The sequence below is a fragment of the Pseudomonas sp. GNP014 genome (genome assembly GCF_054344005.1).
The window spans coordinates 979,331-999,310 of sequence record NZ_JBTGUS010000001.1; the positions used below are offsets into that span (position 1 = coordinate 979,331).

Annotated in this window: 14 protein-coding genes; 7 read left to right on the forward strand and 7 right to left on the reverse strand. The window is 55.8% G+C overall.

Annotated elements, in window-relative coordinates; translation table 11 throughout:
• Positions 1-159 precede the first annotated feature (159 nt).
• Together ACXX9E_RS04605 and ACXX9E_RS04610 are read right to left on the reverse strand one after the other, a co-directional pair.
• Entirely contained in the window at positions 160-2,136 is a 1,977-nt protein-coding gene (locus ACXX9E_RS04605; protein WP_458555082.1) for a methyl-accepting chemotaxis protein, read from the reverse strand.
• A gap of 183 nt (positions 2,137-2,319) precedes the next feature.
• Positions 2,320-3,240, reverse strand: a complete 921-nt coding sequence (locus ACXX9E_RS04610; RefSeq protein ID WP_123469812.1) for a LysR substrate-binding domain-containing protein — start codon at positions 3,238-3,240, stop codon at positions 2,320-2,322.
• 158 nt (positions 3,241-3,398) lie between these two features.
• Between ACXX9E_RS04610 and ACXX9E_RS04615 the strand changes: the two genes are divergently transcribed.
• Positions 3,399-4,796, forward strand: a complete 1,398-nt coding sequence (locus ACXX9E_RS04615) for a NorM family multidrug efflux MATE transporter (RefSeq protein ID WP_128616382.1) — start codon at positions 3,399-3,401, stop codon at positions 4,794-4,796.
• 183 nt (positions 4,797-4,979) lie between these two features.
• On the opposite strand, the gene ACXX9E_RS04620 is transcribed toward ACXX9E_RS04615, so the two are convergent.
• Positions 4,980-6,653 carry a putative bifunctional diguanylate cyclase/phosphodiesterase gene (locus ACXX9E_RS04620; RefSeq protein WP_123469816.1) on the reverse strand — a complete coding sequence of 558 codons (1,674 nt, stop codon included), beginning with the start codon at positions 6,651-6,653 and terminating at the stop codon, positions 4,980-4,982.
• A gap of 262 nt (positions 6,654-6,915) precedes the next feature.
• Between ACXX9E_RS04620 and rep the strand changes: the two genes are divergently transcribed.
• Both rep and ACXX9E_RS04630 read left to right on the forward strand, forming a co-directional pair.
• Positions 6,916-8,925 carry a DNA helicase Rep gene (gene rep / locus ACXX9E_RS04625; RefSeq protein WP_123469818.1) on the forward strand — a complete coding sequence of 670 codons (2,010 nt, stop codon included), beginning with the start codon at positions 6,916-6,918 and terminating at the stop codon, positions 8,923-8,925.
• Between the two features lie 57 nt (positions 8,926-8,982).
• Positions 8,983-9,555, forward strand: a complete 573-nt coding sequence (locus ACXX9E_RS04630; RefSeq protein WP_003229440.1) for a xanthine phosphoribosyltransferase — start codon at positions 8,983-8,985, stop codon at positions 9,553-9,555.
• Between the two features lie 138 nt (positions 9,556-9,693).
• Here the strand turns inward: ACXX9E_RS04630 and ACXX9E_RS04635 are convergent, their stop codons facing one another.
• Positions 9,694-11,616, reverse strand: coding sequence for an acetyl-CoA hydrolase/transferase C-terminal domain-containing protein (locus tag ACXX9E_RS04635; protein ID WP_458555083.1), 1,923 nt, complete (start codon positions 11,614-11,616; stop codon positions 9,694-9,696).
• 581 nt (positions 11,617-12,197) lie between these two features.
• Between ACXX9E_RS04635 and lanM the strand changes: the two genes are divergently transcribed.
• From lanM to ACXX9E_RS04655, 4 genes are read left to right on the forward strand one after another with little or no spacing between them, the layout of a single operon-like run.
• Positions 12,198-15,131, forward strand: coding sequence for a type 2 lanthipeptide synthetase LanM (lanM, locus tag ACXX9E_RS04640; RefSeq protein ID WP_458555084.1), 2,934 nt, complete (start codon positions 12,198-12,200; stop codon positions 15,129-15,131).
• The gene (locus ACXX9E_RS04645) at positions 15,128-16,006 is read left to right on the forward strand and encodes an ABC transporter ATP-binding protein (RefSeq protein WP_458555085.1); all 879 of its coding nucleotides are present in this window, start codon (positions 15,128-15,130) and stop codon (positions 16,004-16,006) included. Before lanM ends, ACXX9E_RS04645 begins: the two co-directional genes overlap by 4 nt.
• A gap of 9 nt (positions 16,007-16,015) precedes the next feature.
• Positions 16,016-16,894: an ABC transporter ATP-binding protein gene (locus ACXX9E_RS04650; protein WP_458555086.1), complete on the forward strand. Its 879-nt coding sequence runs from the start codon at positions 16,016-16,018 to the stop codon at positions 16,892-16,894.
• Positions 16,887-17,606 carry an AAA family ATPase gene (locus tag ACXX9E_RS04655; RefSeq protein ID WP_458555087.1) on the forward strand — a complete coding sequence of 240 codons (720 nt, stop codon included), beginning with the start codon at positions 16,887-16,889 and terminating at the stop codon, positions 17,604-17,606. The genes ACXX9E_RS04650 and ACXX9E_RS04655 overlap by 8 nt, the downstream gene beginning before the upstream one ends.
• A gap of 54 nt (positions 17,607-17,660) precedes the next feature.
• Here the strand turns inward: ACXX9E_RS04655 and ACXX9E_RS04660 are convergent, their stop codons facing one another.
• From ACXX9E_RS04660 to alr, 3 genes are all read right to left on the reverse strand, one after another.
• Positions 17,661-18,077, reverse strand: coding sequence for a c-type cytochrome (locus ACXX9E_RS04660; RefSeq protein ID WP_123469822.1), 417 nt, complete (start codon positions 18,075-18,077; stop codon positions 17,661-17,663).
• 182 nt (positions 18,078-18,259) lie between these two features.
• The gene (locus ACXX9E_RS04665) at positions 18,260-18,808 is read right to left on the reverse strand and encodes a cupin domain-containing protein (RefSeq protein WP_123469824.1); all 549 of its coding nucleotides are present in this window, start codon (positions 18,806-18,808) and stop codon (positions 18,260-18,262) included.
• Positions 18,809-18,896: 88 nt separating this feature from the next.
• Positions 18,897-19,970, reverse strand: coding sequence for an alanine racemase (gene alr, locus ACXX9E_RS04670; protein ID WP_429541621.1), 1,074 nt, complete (start codon positions 19,968-19,970; stop codon positions 18,897-18,899).
• Between the last annotated feature and the right edge of the window lie 10 nt (positions 19,971-19,980).

Here is a 19,980-nt window from a genome sequence, read left to right on the forward strand (position 1 = left end):
CGTAACGGAGCTTGCGATCGTGTGATTTATCAAGAATTGGCAGGGATGCCTTCGCGAGCAAGCTCGCTCCCACAAGGTTTTCGGGTGTTCACACAATTTGTGAGCTACCCCGGAAAATGTGGGAGCGAGCTTGCTCGCGAAAGCTATTTCAGCCGCGCATCAACGAAAGCGATCAACCTCGGAACGCAAATCCGCCGCCAGCTTCTCAAGCTCCTTGGCGGTAACAGCCAGGTTCGACACAACCTCACGCTGCTCACTGTTGGCCAGTGCGATGCTCTGCAAATTGCTGCTCAACAGAGTCGCAGTGCTGCTCTGCTCCTGAGTGGCCGTGGTAATCGCCGCAAACTGCTGCCCCGCCGAACGGCTTTGCTCGTCGATCCGCGCCAGCGCCGAAGCAACATTCGCGTTACGCGACAAACCTTCCTGCATCAGCACATTGCCCTGTTCCATGGTGCTGATTGCGTTGCCAGTTTCCTGCTGGATGCTGTAAATCATGCTGGAAATTTCATCGGTCGCCTGACGGGTGCGCGAGGCCAGGCTGCGCACCTCATCCGCCACCACGGCAAAACCGCGGCCCTGTTCACCGGCACGCGCCGCTTCAATCGCAGCGTTCAGCGCCAGCAGATTGGTCTGCTCGGCAATCGAAGTGATCACGCTGACAATGCCGCCGATTTCCTGGGAGCGCTGGCCGAGGGTGTTGATCACGGTAGCAGTGGTGTTCAGTGCGCCAGCAATTTGCTCCAGCGAGGAAGAAGCCTCTTCCATTGAGCTACGACCGATCTGCGTTTGCTGAGCGTTTTCCTGGGCCAGACGCTGGGTGTTGCCCATGTTGTCGGCGATGTTCAGCGAGGTGGCGCTGAACTCTTCGACGGCGCCGGCCATGCTGGTGATTTCCCCGGACTGCTGCTCCATGCCTTCGTACGCGCCACCGGACAAACCGGACAGCGCCTGTGCCCGGCTGTTGACCTCCTCCGAGGCGCGGCGGATGTGCTCGACCATGGTCGACAGTGCCTGGCTCATCTGGTTGAACGCACGGGACAACTGACCGATTTCGTCGTTGCTCGACACGTTCAGGCGCACGCTCAGATCACCGGCGCCCAAGGCTTCGGCCTGTCGCACCAGATCACTCAGCGGCGCCAATTTGCTGCGCAGCAGCCAGACCACCGAACCCACGGCCAGCAGCATCGCCAACAGACTGCCAATGGCCAGTTGCGTACCGACACTCCAGGTCACCGCGCGAATCTCGGCTTTCGGCATGCTCGCCACGACCGACCATGGCCCGCCATCGAATGGCACGGCGATGCTGTAGAAGTCTTCGGAGGTATCGCTCCAGAACTCACCCTTGCCCGGTTTCGCAGCCAGACCTTTGATCACCGGAACCGCTTGATCCAGCGCCTGCACCCCCGCCGGCGCGACCAGCCATTTGTTTTGCTCATCCAGCAACGCCAGCGAACCGCTCTGGCCGATGCGGAAGCGCTTCAGGTTGTCGAACTGGATGTTCTGCGCATCGGTGTAATCGAAGCCGACGAACAACACCGCAATCACCTTGCCGCTGCCATCGCGCACCGGGGTGTACTGGGTCATGTAGGAGCGATCGAACAACAAGGCACGGCCGACGTAACCTTGCCCCGCCATCAACTTCGCATAAGCCGGGTGCGCATGATCGAGCAAGGTGCCAATGGCGCGCGTGCCATCCTGTTTGGTCAGCGAAGTGCTGACCCGCACGAAGTCTTCGCCGCTGCGCACGAACAGCGTGGCGACGCCCGCTGTCATCTGCTTGAACTCGTCGACTTGCTTGAAGTTGTTGTTCAACACTTCGTCGCCCAGGTGCAGGCCCGGGGTCTGGGTACCGGCCACGGTCACCGGCTCATCCGGATGAATGCTCAGACCGCTGCTGAAGCGCTTCTCGAACAACCCGCTCAGGCGTTGGGTGCTTTCACGCAGCGTGCCGTGAAAAGTGCTCAACTGGTCGGCCAGCAGTCGCGCCTCGCTGGCGAGATGCTCTTCACGGGTGGCGAGGTTGGCGGTATCCAGCGAACGCAGGGCGAACACCGTACTGCCGCTGATGACAATCGCCAGTATCACGGCGAGCGCGAGGCCCAGCTGCGAGGCGATCCGGGCGCGAGGTTGAGACATGGGCAGCTCCTGGCCGAGCCACGTGATCCTCCTTGATCTCGACTCGGAAATTTTTCTGGTTGTGGGGTGAATCGTGGACACCGGCACGACGGTGCCACAAGCACGTATTCGGCGGTGGATCCGAATACTTGAGCGGAAAACAAGGTTATGGCACAAGGCCGGCATTGTGGCGGCTCTAACGTTTCAGCTCAAGCGTGCAACCGCCGGCAACTCCATGGCTCGCACTTCGCCTTGGAGGAAATCGCTGAGACGGCGCAAACGTTCACCTCCCGGACGGGTTTTCGGCCACACCAGGTAATAATTCAGCCCGCTGGCGACGGCCGTCGGCCACGGCAGACTCAGGCGCCCCTGAGCGACATCTTCGGCGACCATCAGCAAGTCGCCCATCGACACCCCGTAACCACGCGCCGCCGCGATCATCCCCAGTTCCAGGGTATCGAACACCTGACCGCCCTTGAGCGAGACCTGATCGGACAGCCCCATGTGCTCCAGCCAGCTGCGCCAGTCGCGCCGATCCGGGGTCGGGTGCAACAGCTCGGTGCAGGCCAGTCGCGCAACGTCCCAGGGCTGGTCGTTGAGCAGGTTCGGCGCGCCGACCGGAATCAGCTCTTCGGGAAACAACAGGCTGGCCTCCCAGTCAGGCGGGAAGTGCCCGTCACTGAGCAGCACCGCGCAGTCGAAAGGCTCGTTGTTGAAGTCCACCGAATCCACGTCCATCCATGCGCTGGTCAGTTGCACCTCGTTGCCCGGCTGCAAGTGCCGGAATCGACTGAGCCGCGCCAGCAGCCAGCGCATGGTCAGGGTCGATGGCGCTTTCATCCGCAGGATGTCGTCTTCGGCGCGCAAGGTATTGCAGGCTCGCTCGAGGGCGGCGAAACCTTCGCGAATCCCCGGCAACAGCATCCGTGCCGACTCGGTGAGTTGCAGGTTGCGCCCACTGCGATGAAACAACTTGCAGGCGAAATGCTCTTCGAGGGTGCGAATGTGCCGGCTGACCGCGCTTTGGGTAATCGACAGCTCCTCGGCGGCGCGGGTGAACGAGCTGTGCCGCGCCGCCGCTTCGAATGCGCGCAAGGCATACAAGGGAGGAAGACGACGAGACATTCGGAAAGCTCCTATAGCGGGATGCGGCCAACTTAGCAGAATCTGCCCTGGATGAGTTTGACTCATGCCACCCATCCTTTTTATCCCTTTGTGCGAAACCGTTTGAGCGCCGAGAATCGACGGCTCCCTGTTCCCTCTTTTAATGAGTGGTGAAGATCATGCAGCAACCTGTGCGTACCGAACTCTGGGCCATCCTGCGGCTGTCGGGGCCGCTGATCGCTTCTCAGTTGGCGCACATGTTGATGGTGCTGACCGACACCCTGATGATGGCGCGCATCAGCCCCGAGGCACTGGCCGGTGGCGGTCTGGGGGCGGCGAGTTATTCGTTCGTGTCGATCTTCTGCATTGGTGTAATTGCAGCGGTCGGCACGCTGGTCGCGATCCGCCAGGGTGCCGGCGACATCATCGGCGCGGCACGCCTGACTCAGGCCGGATTATGGCTGGCGTGGCTGATGGCGCTGGGCGCCGGGTTGCTGCTGTGGAATCTCAAACCGCTGTTGCTGCTGTTCGGCCAGACCGAAACCAACGTCATTGCCGCCGGGCAATTTCTGATTGCCCTGCCCTTCGCCCTGCCCGGCTATTTGAGTTTCATGGCACTGCGCGGCTTTACCAGCGCGATTGGCCGGGCGACCCCGGTGATGGTCATCAGCCTGGGCGGCACCGTGGCCAACTTCCTGCTCAATTACGCACTGATCACCGGCATGTTCGGCCTGCCGAAACTGGGTTTGACGGGCATCGGCCTGGTCACGGCAATTGTAGCCAGCTGCATGGCACTGGCGCTGGCCTGGCATATCCGCCGGCATCCGGCTTACGACGCTTACCCGCTGCGCGCCGGGCTGTCGCGGCCGAACCGGCAATACCTCAAGGAGCTCTGGCGCCTGGGCCTGCCCATTGGCGGCACCTATGCGGTGGAAGTGGGTTTGTTTGCCTTTGCGGCTTTGTGCATGGGCACCATGGGCAGCACGCAGATGGGCGCGCACCAGATCGCCCTGCAAATCGTCTCGGTGGCGTTCATGGTGCCGGCGGGCATGTCGTACGCCATCACCATGCGCGTCGGCCAGCATTACGGCGCCGGGCAGTTGAACGATGCGCGGATGTCCGGACGGGTCGGCATCGCCTTCGGCGCGGTGGTGATGCTGGGTTTTGCCATGGTGTTCTGGTTGTTGCCGAATCAGTTGGTCGGGTTGTTCCTCGATCACAATGATCCGGCGTTTGCCGAGGTCATTCGCCTGGCCGTGAGCCTGCTGGCAGTGGCTGCGTGGTTCGAGCTGTTCGACGGCACCCAGACGATCGCCATGGGCTGCATCCGTGGGCTCAAGGATGCCAAGACCACGTTTCTGGTCGGGCTCGGTTGCTATTGGTTGATCGGCGCGCCGGCGGCGTGGTGGATGGCGTTCCACCTCAACTGGGGGCCGACGGGCGTCTGGTGGGGGCTGGCGCTGGGCCTGGCGTGTGCGGCGATCAGCCTGACCCTGGCGTTTGAGTGGAAGATGAAGCGGATGATTCGGCGGGAGCCTGCGTCATCCAATCAATACACAGTCGCCCAGACTGACTGAGATCCCTTGTAGGAGTGAGCCTTTGTGGCGAGGGGATTTATCCCCGATGGGTGGCGAGGCCGCCCCAAAACCGGTAGCTGGGGTTTATCAGATGTGTCCAGTGCTATGGTCTTGCGACTGCTTCGCAGTCGAACGAGGGATAAATCCCCTCGCCACAATGTTGTTCCAAATTGAGTTATGGATTTAGCTGACGATTTCCAGTGCGGGCTGTTGGCTGGCGCCGAAGGTCAGGTACTCAACCAGTTCCGCCAGCGGCAACGGCCGGCTGATCAGATAACCCTGCACCTGATCGCAACCAAACCCGCGCAACAGATCCAGTTGCTCCGGCGTCTCGACCCCTTCCGCCACCACTTCCAGATGCAGGTTGTGCGCGAGATTGATCATCGCGTGCACCAGTTTGCGGTTCTCTTCACGCTGCTCCATGCCGCCGACGAAGCTCTTGTCGATTTTCAACAAAGTGATCGGCAGGCTGTTGAGGTGCACGAACGATGAGAACCCGGTGCCAAAGTCATCCAGCGAAAAACGCACGCCGAGGCGGCCGAGGGCGTCCATGGTCTGTTTGACCAGATCGCTGCGGCGCATGACGGCGGTTTCGGTCAGTTCGAATTCCAGCCATTGCGCTTCAACACCACGCTCGGCGATCAAACGGCTGAGGGTCGGCAGCAACTGGCTGTCCTGAAACTGGCGGAACGACAGGTTGATCGCCATGTGCAGCGCCGGCAGCCCACGTTCACGCAACGCCTGCATGTCGCGCAGGGCCCGGGAAATCACCCAGTACCCCAGCGGCACGATCAAGCCGCTCTGCTCGGCCAGCGGCACGAATTCGCTCGGCGGCAGCAAGCCGCGCTCGCCATGACGCCAGCGCACCAGCGCTTCGAGACCGACGATCTGCCCGTCCGCCATGTTCAGCCGTGGCTGGTAATGCAGTTCCAGCTCGTCGCGACGCAAGGCCCGGCGCAGCTCGCTTTCGAGGTCGGCCATGCTCCGTGCGTTACGGTTGATGCGTTCGTTGAAGATATGGAAAGTGCAGCCCTGGGTGCTCTTGGCCTGCTGCATGGCAATGTGCGCATGCCACATCAGCGGGTCGGCGCCCCCTTGTGCGCGGGCATGGGCGATGCCGAGGCTGGAACCGATCAACAGGCTTTCACCATCGACCCAATACGGTTCGGACAAGGCTTCGGTGATACGTTCGGCCATCCACTCGGCGCGCTGCGGTGCACGGCGGGTGTCGATCAGCAGGGCAAATTCATCGCTGCCCAGCCGCGCCAGTTGATCACCGGCTTCGAGCTGACTTTTCAGCCGTGCGACGACTTGCAGGATCAAACGGTCGCCGGCCTGATGGCCAAGGGCGTCGTTGGCGTGACGGAAGTTGTCGAGGTCGAGGTGTCCGAGGGCCAGGCCACGCCCGTCGTTTTCCGCGAGGCGCGCCGTGAGCAGGGTCTGGAAGCCCTGACGGTTGGCGATGCCGGTCAGCGGATCCTGTTCGGCCAGACGTTGCAAGGTGTTTTCGAGCACGCCGCGCTCGCGCACATGACGCAGGCAACGCCGCAGCATGCCGGCGTCGAGGGCGTCGAACACCAGCCAGTCGCTGACGCCAACGGGCGCAGTGGCCGGTTCGTGTTCCAGCAGCAATACCGTCGGCAGGCTGCAACGGCCCGGGGCCGGTTGCAACGCGGGTACGGTCAACAACACCGCGTGACGGTTGTCTTCGAACAAACGGCTGACCGACTCCCAGCTCGGCGCGCTGATCAGCACCGCCGCGCTCCCCATCGGAGCCAGACACTCACGCAATAACGCTGTCCACGCTGGCGCTTCGGCCAGTAGCAGCAAACGCAAGGGTTCGACAGGCGTAGACAAGCTAGCTCCCTAGACTCTGCAATGATGTGGGCGGGGCATTATGCCGTTGCGATGTTCAATGACCAAATGACAACGGTTATCAGAACGTTATTTTGTGTCACGAATGAGAACATTAGCCGCAAAATCACCGTGCATCCTCCGCGAAAGTAACAAAACCGGCAAATTTGAATCGCGTGGTGCGTCACAAGTCGGACAGAGCAGCACAAATCGCTGAGCCTGTTAAAATGCCGGCCCATTTCGTCAACGACTCCCGAATTTTCGTATGTCCCGACTCAATCCCCGGCAGCAAGAAGCCGTGAACTACGTCGGCGGCCCTCTATTGGTGCTCGCCGGCGCTGGCTCCGGCAAGACCAGCGTGATCACGCGCAAGATCGCGCACCTGATCCAGAACTGCGGCATCCGCGCCCAGTACATCGTCGCCATGACCTTTACCAACAAGGCCGCGCGCGAGATGAAGGAGCGGGTCGGCACCCTGCTGCGTGCCGGCGAAGGTCGCGGCCTGACCGTCTGCACGTTCCACAACCTCGGCCTGAACATCATCCGCAAGGAACACGCGCGGCTGGGCTACAAACCCGGTTTCTCGATCTTCGACGAGACCGACGTCAAAGCCCTGATGACCGACATCATGCAGAAGGAATACGCGGGCGACGACGGCGTCGACGAGATCAAGAACATGATCGGCGCCTGGAAAAACGACCTGATCCTCCCGGCCCAGGCGCTGGAGAATGCGCGCAACCCCAAGGAACAGACCGCCGCCATCGTCTACACCCACTACCAGCGCACGCTCAAGGCGTTCAACGCGGTGGACTTCGACGACCTGATCCTGCTGCCGGTAAAACTCTTCGAAGAGCACGCCGACATTCTCGAAAAGTGGCAGAACAAGGTGCGCTACCTGCTGGTCGACGAGTACCAGGACACCAACGCCAGTCAGTACCTGCTGGTGAAAATGCTGATCGGCAAGCGCAACCAGTTCACCGTGGTGGGCGACGACGACCAGTCGATCTACGCCTGGCGCGGTGCGCGGCCGGAAAACCTGATGCTGCTCAAGGACGACTATCCGTCGCTGAAAGTGGTAATGCTGGAGCAGAACTACCGCTCCACCAGCCGCATCCTGCGCTGCGCCAACGTGCTGATCTCGAACAACCCGCACGAATTCGAAAAGCAGTTGTGGAGTGAGATGGGCCACGGCGACGAGATCCGTGTGATCCGCTGCCGCAACGAGGACGCCGAAGCCGAGCGCGTGGCCATGGAAATCCTCAGCCTGCACTTGCGCACCGACCGCCCGTACAGCGATTTCGCGATCCTCTATCGCGGCAACTACCAGGCCAAGCTGATCGAACTGAAACTGCAGCACCACCAGGTGCCGTACCGCCTGAGCGGTGGCAACAGTTTCTTCGGCCGTCAGGAAGTGAAAGACCTGATGGCCTACTTCCGCCTGATCGTGAACCCGGATGACGACAACGCCTTCCTGCGCGTGATCAACGTGCCGCGTCGGGAAATCGGCTCGACGACCCTGGAAAAACTCGGCAACTACGCCACCGAACGCAAAATCTCGATGTACGCCGCCACCGACGAAATCGGTCTGGGCGAACACCTGGACAGCCGCTTCACCGATCGTCTGGCGCGCTTCAAGCGTTTCATGGACAAGGTCCGCGAGCAGTGCGCCGGCGAAGACCCGATCTCGGCGCTGCGCAGCATGGTCATGGACATCGACTACGAGAACTGGCTGCGCACCAACAGCTCCAGCGACAAGGCTGCCGATTACCGGATGGGTAACGTCTGGTTCTTGATCGAGGCGTTGAAAAACACCCTCGAGAAAGACGAAGAAGGCGAAATGACCGTCGAGGACGCCATCGGCAAACTGGTCCTGCGCGACATGCTCGAGCGTCAGCAGGAGGAAGAGGACGGCGCCGAAGGCGTGCAGATGATGACCTTGCACGCCTCCAAGGGTCTGGAATTCCCTTACGTGTTCATCATGGGCATGGAAGAGGAAATCCTCCCGCACCGTTCCAGCATCGAAGCCGACACCATCGAAGAAGAACGCCGCCTGGCCTACGTGGGCATCACCCGTGCCCGTCAGACCCTGGCCTTCACCTTCGCCGCCAAGCGCAAGCAGTACGGCGAGATCATCGACTGCGCGCCGAGCCGCTTCCTTGATGAGCTGCCGCCGGACGACTTGGCGTGGGAAGGCAACGACGACACACCGACCGAAGTCAAAGCCGTGCGCGGCAACAACGCATTGGCCGATATACGCGCGATGTTAAAGCGCTAGAATTGACCCCTTTTTACTAGACCTTCGGCGCACCAAGCGCCAAATGAGGACAGCTTCATGGAAGCATTGCACCAGAAAATCCGCGAACAAGGCATTGTGCTTTCCGACCAGGTCCTGAAAGTCGACGCCTTTCTGAACCACCAGATCGACCCGGCCCTGATGAAGCTGATCGGCGACGAATTCGCCACGCTGTTCAAGGATTCGGGCATCACCAAGATCGTCACCATCGAAGCCTCGGGCATCGCCCCGGCAATCATGACCGGTCTGAACCTCGGTGTGCCGGTGATTTTCGCGCGCAAGCAACAGTCCCTGACCCTGACCGAAAACCTGCTGTCGGCGACCGTTTACTCGTTCACCAAGAAGACCGAAAGCACCGTGGCCATCTCCCCGCGTCACCTGACCAGCAGCGACCGCGTGTTGATCATCGACGACTTCCTGGCCAACGGTAAGGCCTCGCAAGCGCTGATCTCGATCATCAAGCAGGCCGGTGCCACCGTGGCCGGCCTGGGCATTGTGATCGAGAAGTCGTTCCAGGGCGGCCGTGCCGAGCTGGATTCGCAGGGTTATCGCGTTGAATCGCTGGCCCGCGTGAAATCGCTGAAGGATGGCGTCGTTACCTTCATCGAATAACCGCTGAAAGCCGCAAGCTCACCGTAATACCTGTGGGAGCTGGCTTGCCAGCGATGGGGCACTATCCTTCAACATCCAAGTTGACTGATACACCGCCATCGCGGGCAAGCCCGCTCCCACAGGTTTTTTTGTCGTTTTTTATTGCGCAGTGGCCTTCAGGCCAGTGAGCAGCAGTCGCTGGAAGAGGTCTTCTTTCAGGCCTTCCGGGTTTGTGAGTTGCATGCGCTCGAGGTGTTCGGGGTATAGCGATGCCTCGGGGGCGTCGAGGGCGGCTTTGCCGAGTTCGAGGATTTCGCTCAGCTTGAACTTGCTCTTCAGCCAGTTCAGCGCTCGCAGCAGATCGCGCTCGATCGCGGTGAAATCACAACCCAGCGGATACTCCGGAAACAGGTTCGGATGCTTCGCGGCAATCGCCTGCAAGCGTTGCGGGGTGTTCTCGGCGAAACGCGGATCGAGACGGAAATCCTTTGGCAGTTTGCCGACCTTTTGCGCTTGCTCGATCAGCCCCTGCTGGAAACGGGAATCGCTGATGTTCAGCAACGACTCGATCACCACCGCATCGGTCTTGCCACGCAGATCGGCAATGCCGTACTCGGTGACCACGATGTCGCGCAGGTGCCGTGGGATCGTGCAGTGGCCGTATTCCCAAACGATGTTCGAGCTGACCTCGCCGCCGGACTCACGCCAACTGCGCAGAATCAGAATCGACCTCGCATCGTGCAGCGCATGGCCCTGGGCAACGAAGTTGTACTGCCCGCCCACTCCGCTGAGCACCCGCCCGTCTTCCAGTTGATCGGCCACGCCGGCGCCCATCAACGTCATGGTGAACACGGTGTTGATGAACCGCGCATCAAGTCGCTGCAAGCGCTTCAATGCTTCCTGCCCGTACAGCTCGTTGATGTAGCTGATGCGGGTCATGTTGAATTCAAGGCGTTTACTCTGCGGTAACTCGCGCAGGCGCTCGTAGAAACTGCGCGGGCCGAGGAAGAAACCGCCATGCACCGAGATGCCGTCAGTCTGCGCGGCCTCATCGAGGGTGCCAGCGTTGGCCTGTTCCTGCGTCTGCACGTCGGGATAGACCTTGCGCCGGATGATCCCGGCATCCGCCAGCACCAGCAGACCGTTGACGAACATTTCGCTGCAGCCGTACAGGCCTTTGGCGAACGGCGCGGTGCCACCCTCCCGTTCGATCAACTGCGCCCACTGACTGAGGTTGATGTCATCGAGCAACGCTGTGTATCCGGCGTTATCCGCCTGACGTGCGAGCAATGCGGCGGTCAGGGCATCGCCCATCGAGCCGATGCCGATCTGCAGGGTGCCACCGTCGCGCACCAGCGTGCTGGCGTGCAAACCGATGAAATGATCCTGAAACCCCACCGGCATGTTCGGCGTGGAAAACAGCGTACTGCTGTCCTTCGCGTCGATCAGCAGGTCGAAGGTGTCGATATCGACTTCGGCGTCGCCGGGCATGTACGGCAGATCGGTGTGCACCTGGCCGACCAGCAAAATGGTTTCCCCGGCGTCGCGGCGCTTGGCGATCATCGGCAACAGGTCGAGGGTGATGTCCGGGTTGCAGCTCAGGCTCAGACGGTCCGGGTGTTCACTGCTGCTGGCCAGCAGTTGCGCCACCAGGTTCAGCCCGGCAGCGTTGATGTCACGGGCGGCGTGGCTGTAGTTGCTGCTGACGTAATCCTGCTGGGCCGGCGCGCTGTTGAGCAGGCTGCCGGGCTGCATGAAAAACTGTTCGATACGGATGTTGGCGGGCAGGCTGTCGTGATGCAGGTCGGCGAGGAAATCGAATTCCGGGTAGTCGCCGAACACCCGCTCGACGAAGGGTTCGATAAAGCGCTTCTGCAAACCATCCCCCAGCGTCGGACGGCCAAGGCACAGCGCGGTATACATCGTCAGTTGCCGCTCGGGCAGGCCTTTGATCCGCCGGTACAGCGCGTTGACGAAGTGATTGGGTTTGCCCAGGCCCAGCGGCATGCCCATGTGGATATGCGCCGGCAAACGCGCCAGCACCTCGTCCACTGCCTGTTCGATCGAACACAACTGCACCATCTGAAGCCTCCTGCCCGTTCCGTGAAAAGGGGTAGACCGAGATTGCCGGGGATTTACTTCCGAGGGAAGGCAATTAATGCGAAAAAAGTGAAATAGGCGAGTGCGGTGCTTGGTGCAAGCACATCCAGAAAACCTTCAACAATAACAATGAATTAACAACACCAAAAGAATCATCGCACAAGCCTACAGCTTCTTTCCCACATTGACTCTAACTTAATCACGCAGAACTTCAGGACACTTCTGAATTGAAGTTATTTAGGTCACAGCTAGCATTAAAAACGTAACACTACATTAGCAACCAATACTTTTAGGCCAAACATAAACTTATAAGGAAAAATTATGGAAATCGACTTCTTAGCAATCCGTAGTGCGAGGGCACACATTCTAAATTCAAGCGCACCTATTTCAACACTGGCAATTCAAGCATTCAGTAACTTAAGCGCAGCCAGCAGCGGTTCGCGTCCATGCACTAGTTGTTGTTCACAATGCTGGCAAGGATGCTGCTACGCGACTTACATGTAGTTATGAGCCAGGGGCGGTCAATACGTGCCGCTCCTTTCACTTACTTTAGGATTTTTACATTGAAAACGCCGATTGAGTTTTTAACTGAACCCTTGAACTCCAACCGAAGCCTGACCACAGACTGCCCGGTATGGCCATACCTGTCTTACTATATCTATCATATCGAAAATAAACTTCCAAAAGCATCCGGAAGCGCCCTGGAAACTCAGTCAGTCATTATCAGCGGTTTCGCAACAAACCTGGCAGCGAGAATTACCAACGTAGCTAATAACGTTTTAATCACTGAAAAACAAATATTTGAAAAATCCATCATCGGCAGAGAGATGGAAACCTCCTCTTACTACAAGTTAGTTAGCGAAAATAAAATCTATCTCACCGAAATTATTAAAGCTTATCCGGAGCTAGATCGAGTCCTCACCAAAATATCACAAAATTTTGTCGAATTTACATTACAACTTTTTACTGACTTGATAGAAGACAGGCAGGAGATTAACGAAGTATTCAATATTGGGTCTGACGTCAATCTTTCCGCAATTGATGTCTCGGCTAGCGAAACGCATTATGGATCGAGGACCGTTTGCACGCTTTCCTTTAACTCCATAAAAATAGTTTACAAACCAAGAAATCTTAAACTTGAAGCGGAAGCTTCCGGCTTTCTACTGTCTTTGAGCAGTGCCGCAGGCACTGACTTTTGCGAATGGAAAATACCAATTTATTTGGTGAAAAAAGAACATGGATGGTCAGAGCATACACCTCAAAAGCAGGCAGAAACTGAAGAAGAGGTACATCAATATTTCAAAAGAGCAGGATTTTTATTAGGTTATTGCACGGCCTTTATGGCTGCGGACATTACCTCTGACAATCTGATTGCGCATGGATCAAGCCCTATACCCATTGATCTGGAGACAATTTTTTACAGCACCTTAAACATTGAGACAATCCCGAGAGAAGTTCGGTGGAACGTTACCCAAACAAGTATTCTTCCGAATTGGACTTGGAAAGGCACCGATGGTATCGGTGTGGACTTGAGTGCGCTGGGTGGATTATCAGAGCAATATGTCAGTCTAAACCTTTATCAACACTTAGAAGACGAAACTGGTCACAGCCAATTTGGCATGGACGGAGTTAAAATATTTCCAAATCAGAATGTTTTATATCTTAACGGGAAACCGGTGCAGCCGTGGGACTACGAAAATCAAATCATTGATGGCCTAACCACTCTATTTTCTATATTGAACAATGCGCAACCATCAATTATCGAAACAATTAAATCTTTTAGAGGCCGACAAAACAGGTATATCCCCAGACCGACCGCGACATATCACTACGCCATTCAATGTTCCCTGCATGCAACCTTAATGCGTTGCACTGACAAACGAACGGCCTTCCTGGAAAATATCCTTAATAACGACACAGCTCCCGCGATAGGTTTTCTCAACGCGGAGGTCTCAGCTTGCTTGGATCTGGACATACCTTTTGCTCGAGGACAAGCCGGTGTTCTTGAGTTCTACGAACCCGGTTACAGCGGTTCAGGGCACCTCGATAGTAAAGATTATATAAACGGAATAGACAACAGTATCCAATACATCAAAAGCCTGGACAAAAACAGAATTGCATTTGAAGAGAAACTAACCTCAAACACCCTTTTAGCAATGAAAAACATGTATGAACACGGAAATAAACTCACGGACCACTCCTTCAAACAACACGACGATGTGAAAGACCCCCGTTATTCAAATGTAGGCGAGATCATTAACAAAATCAGGACATCATCGGAAATCAACGCATGCTTGATCAATGAACTGTTACGCACCGAAATTTCGAGTAATGGACTCTGGCTAGGATTTCACTCATCACCAGGTGGCTATATGGAGTTCTCGGAGTTAGGAGATGACTTCTACTACGGGCTGTCTGGTATTCTTTATGGCTGCGTAGTGGCGGCCAGTCATAACAGCGTCATAGATAAAACTCTGGTAACTGAACTACTAAATCATTGCCACAGTAGAATAGTTAAAAAACTGACAAATAAGGGTACGCACTTAGGGGGCTTTCACTTCGGTCTATCGTCCGCAATCGTTCCGCTCCTGATAGGCTTAAATTATTTTGACGATGAAAGGCAAAGCCAACTACTACAGCTGTATAAAAAATATGTTGAAGACGTACTGGGAGAACCATGGTGGCAAAAATATTTTTGGGGCTCTGACTTTCTTTCTGGAATGTTCGGCACTCTAAATGTACTCACACTGCTATTCGATCTTACTAAAGATTTATCGTTTTCCGATTTAGCCAACTCCTTATACAAAAAAATAGAGACCGAACTCACCTTTATATCTGGAAGCAAACTACCCACATTCGACAATGCAATTACAACGAGAAGCGACGCTTTATTGAGCGGTCTGTCTCACGGAATAATGGGGTGCGCATACTCATTATTTTATTTCAACAAACTTATCGCAAAAAAAGATTCAATCCACGAATTATTCCTAGGCTTTTTGTCTTGGGAGCTTAACGAATATGATGAGTCAATTGAAAATTGGCGCGACTACAGAAAACGCTCGGAATCAAGCGCCGGTGAGTTTGCGTGGAGCCACGGTTTACCCGGTAATTATTTGGCGATCAGTTATTTCGCAAACAATGGAGTACAGCCTGCGCTAGATTTCTTGGAAAAGCACCCACCAAAAGCCGCATTCTCATATTCGAGTCTCGAAAAACGAAAGAGACCCGTCAATGACTCTTTATGTCATGGCGCTTATGGGATTCTGAATATCATGAAAAAGATCTCACCGGAATCGTTGCTCGATCCACAAGTTTTTCTATGGTCGAATATCGTTAATTTAAGTGAACAAAATTCGAGAATCTTGAGAACAAAAACTGCCGATCCATTAGGATTATGGATCGGACGCGTGGGCTCACTACTTGGCTCTATTGGTTTGATTGACCGTAACTACGAGTTTCCATTTCTTCCGCACCAAATGGAATTTATCAAACCATGAAAAGCAACCTAATACTTTGCTGCTTTGGCCTAGGCATTTCAGTTCTAACAAGCGCATCACCCTACCTAATCGGCAATTCAATTAATTTGTATGTATCCCAAGATCACTTATATTTATATGCACTCGCAGGCGCTTCGCTTCTTATCATCGCGACGCCTCCCTTGAAACTAGCAGCCAACATATATCTACAAAGGACTGCTGCCAAAACAAGATATATTTTGAAAAGGACAATTCTAACGCACCTGCGAAGCAAGGCATCTACATATAGGGGAAATCCAGGTGAGCAGATCGAACTCATCGACGGCGATGTTGACGGTTCGATGTATCTATACCATTCGGTATTTTTTGACACTTCACTCAATTTCAGCATCATAATCTTCGCGCTGATTATAACGGCTCAGTATCATCCTCTTCTGGCGCTCGCCCCCCTTAGCGGCCTGCTATATGCCTCAGCTGCATATTTTATAACCCGGAGAAAGAGCGACACCCTTTTTGAAGAATACGTCCAAGAAAACACCGTTATAATCGGGGAAATCTGTGCGCATGTATGCGATGCCAAACCGTACAACGACAGAGTCAAGTTGGACATCAAAAACATTGAGCGCCTCGCTTTTCGTTCAAACCTGAAGGCATCTTTTTTCGAATCAATTTCAGGAACATGTTACTTGGTAGCGATAGTTTTTTTATTCTTGATATCCGCTCATTTAATAAGTGAAAGCGCTTTGACAACAGGCGCTATCTTTGCCTCGGCCATCTACCTTGAGCGTGTGCTCAGCCCAACAATGTCACTTATATCCATTTACTACTCAAGCAGAGAGGCCTCTTATCGCCGCAATCGAATACTGAGCTATAAACTACAGCACGGGGGGCGTTGAATTATGCTTATGTGCTTGCGAAAAAACGGGGCATTATTTTTGTTTTCAACAATATGCCTGATTTTAGCAGCTGCATGTCAGTTGCTAATACCTTCGATCGTGGCAGAGGGACTTACTGCTCTCAGTAGTGGTGCTGTCAGCACTAATCTGTATTTCCTTCTCACCGCTATTTTTTTATCCAAACTCGCGACTCAAACTCTGGGCAGCTCCATGGCGGCGCTCATGGAAGCGAAATCTCGCTTTTCACTCATCAATTTCATTGTGCATGATGAAAGACCTTGCCCGTTAAGCTCTCGCGTGACGATGATCAAAGAAGATGCCGAGAAAATTGCTTCAGTCCTTCATGACTCAATTCATCTGGCAGGATCTTGTATTTTGACATTTGCTACAGCCTATATCTTACTCCGTGAAAATACTTATTTTTTCATCCCGTTGATATTTATCATGACATTGACTTGTGTGCAGTTGAAATTTGCAAAACTACATATCCAGAGTCTGTATAAAGCCGAAATGATCAACGAAGACCTGTACAAGGAATCGTTAATCAGCACTTTCAGCTCATGCACAATTGATGAGCAAAGCTCTCAATCACTTATCAGCAATAGCAATGAATGTCTGAGCAACACAATACAAGCACGCTACAAATATCAAAAAGCCAACGCCATTCAGTGCTTCTGGCCGGAAATGGCTATCTCGGCTGGGACAGTATCAGTCATCATTTTTAGCGCCACTGCGACGCCGGAGTTATTCGGCGAGCGTCTTATTGCCTATCTTGGCTACGTCGGAATTTTTACCATGGCCAGCACGAGTTCGATAAGACTTGGTATAACGATGATTGGAGTAAAGGTATCCGTTGGTAGAGTATTCAGGGGGCGCCAATATGAATGATTTATTCATCCAGCAGATACGCCTGAAGCCAGACAGAGCCGCGGCTCATTTTTTACGCGGCCTTTTTCCGCTTCAATTCAATAGCAGAATTACCGTATTTATTGGAGAAAACGGTTCTGGAAAATCCACGTTGCTTGAAGCACTTGCCATCAAGTTGGGATGCAATCCAGAAGGCGGTGGGAAGAACTTCAATTTCTCGACTGAGAACACCCACTCGAAACTGCACGAAACCCTGATGCTTTCAAAAGGCTACCGAAGGGAGAAGGACGTTTTTTTCTACAGAGCAGAAACCTTCTATAACTTGAACACCGCGATCCGCAAGCTTGATGCAGAGGGGAGCTTTGATCCCGAAATAAAGACCTATTACGGCGGCGTGGATATGCATTGCATGTCGCACGGTGAAGCAATGGAGGCACTGTTTCAAAACCGATTCAAAGCCCAGGGACTGTACGTTCTCGATGAACCGGAAGCGTCGTTATCCCCATTGAGGCAATTGGTATTTATCAACCGAATAATGGAGTTAGCACGCAAAGGCGCACAGTTCATCATCGCCACTCACTCACCTCTCATTTTGTCGATCCCGGGATGTGATCTGAGACAGATATCGGAAGGGCGCTCCGAACCAATAACTCTGGCAGATACTGATGCTTATGCTGTGTACAAAGCCGTACTTAATTCTTCCGGTGCCTTTATCGCGAAAAGCATGCAGTGATGCTGCACACAAAAAAAACCGTCCGAAGACGGTTTTTTTCATCAGAAGCGCGCCTTACTTCAGGCCGGACATCTTCTGGATCGCGCCCTTCAGCTCGTCATCCGAGCAATCGGCGCAGGTGCCTTTTGGCGGCATGGAGTTGATGCCGGTGATGGCTTTGGCCAGGATGCCGTCGAGGCCGCCCTGGTGATCGGCGCGTTCTTTCCAGGCGGCGGTGTCACCGATTTTCGGTGCGCCCAGCAGCCCCGTGCTGTGGCAAGCGTTGCAATGTTTTGCAATCACTTCATCCGGTGTCTTCGCACCACCGCCGCCGCCAGCGGAGGCAGCGACCTCCATTCCTTTGCATTCCTGCCCCTGAACGCACACCTGGCCGACCGGCTCGAGGCGCTTGGCAATGTCGTCATTCGTCGCAGCTTGAGCGCTGACAGCCCAGAGGGCCAGTACGGTTGCTGGTGCGGCCAGCATTTTCATAATTAGGTTCACGCGTTCACCCTCAATGGTGGCTATTCACGCCTGCGGCCACGGTTCGCAGGCGGGCGCAAGTATAGCGGGTAGCCCGCCACACTGAAACAACCCCATAGTCGAAGGGGTTATACCGCGCAGTGGAAAAACTATTCGGATGCCTTCGCCGTCATGGCCTGGCGCCTCTATCGTTAAAAATTCGCCGGCGTGGCTGCGCTGATTAGTCGCGCCGGCGTGTCGAACGGATTACGGAAACGATGCGGCTTGGTACTTTCAAAGTAGTAGCTGTCGCCGGCTTCGAGAATAAAAGTTTCCAGACCCACCACCAACTCCAGACGACCCTCCACCAGAATCCCGGTTTCTTCGCCTTCATGGGTGAGCATTTCTTCGCCGGTATCGGCGCCCGGCGGGTAGATTTCGTTGAGGAAGGCAATAGCGCGGCTAGGGTGCGCGCGGCCGACCAGTTTCATGGTCACGGCGCCGTCGGAGATGTCGATCAGCTCGTTGGCCTTGTAGACGATCTGGGTCGGGACTTCCTGCAGGATCTCTTCGGAAAAGAACTCGACCATCGACATGGGAATCCCGCCCAGCACTTTCCTCAGCGAACTGATCGAAGGGCTGACGCTGTTCTTTTCGATCATCGAAATGGTGCTGTTGGTAACGCCCGCGCGCTTGGCGAGTTCACGCTGGGAAAGCCCTTTGAGCTTGCGGATCGATTGCAGTCGTTCACCGACGTCCAAGGCGGGAGCCTCCTGATGTTGTAAGAATATTGAGCGTTATCATGGCGACAGCGTTCAGTATTTACAACACTTGGCCCCCGCAGCGGCGTCAGCCCTCGGAATAGAGCCTTGGCACACGACGCAGGTTGCAGAATATCTGGTATGGAATGGTGTCCGCCCACTTCGCCACTTCGCTGGCGAGGATGTTTTTGCCCCACAGCTCGACGGTCGAACCGAGGCCGGCTTCCGGCACATCGGTGAGGTCAATACACAGCATGTCCATCGACACGCGACCGAGAATGCGGCTGCGTTGGCCGGCGACCAACACCGGCGTACCGGTCGGTGCCTGACGCGGGTAACCATCGGCATACCCCATGGCGACCACGCCGACGCGCATCGGCTTGTCGGTGATGAATTTGGCGCCATAGCCGATCGGCTCGCCGGCGGGCAGTTCGCGCACGCAGATGACTTTCGATTCGAGGGTCATTACCGGCTGCAGACGCTCGGCCACGGCGTTGGCTTCTTCGAACGGGGTCGCGCCGTAGAGCATGATGCCCGGACGCACCCAGTCGCTGTGAATCTGCGGCCAACCGAGCACGGCCGGCGAGTTGCGCAGGCTGACTTCGGCCGCCAGGCCCTGACGCGCCGCTTCGAACACCGCGACCTGATCGGCGCTGCTCTGCTCGTGCAGCTCATCGGCGCGGGCGAAGTGGCTCATCAGCACGATCTTCGCCACTTTGCCGCTGGCCAGCAGGCGTTGATAGGCCGCCGCGTAATCCTTGGGATGCAAACCGACGCGGTGCATGCCCGAGTCGAGTTTCAGCCACACGGTGATCGGTTTGCCCAATGCCGCCTGCTCGATCGCTTCGAGCTGCCACAGCGAATGCACCACGGTCCAGAAGTCATGCTCGACGATCAGCGCCAATTCATCGGCTTCGAAAATCCCTTCCAACAGCAACACTGGCGCACGAATGCCAGCGGCGCGCAGCTCCAGCGCTTCCTCGATGCAGGCGACGGCAAACCCGTCGGCCTCGGCTTCCAGCGCCTGGGCGCAACGCACCGCGCCATGACCATAGGCATCGGCCTTGATCACGGCCAGCGCTTTGGCGCCGGTGACTTCGCGGGCAATTCGATAGTTGTGGCGCAGGGCTTGGAGGTCGATCAGGGCACGGGCAGGACGCATGGCGGCAGAC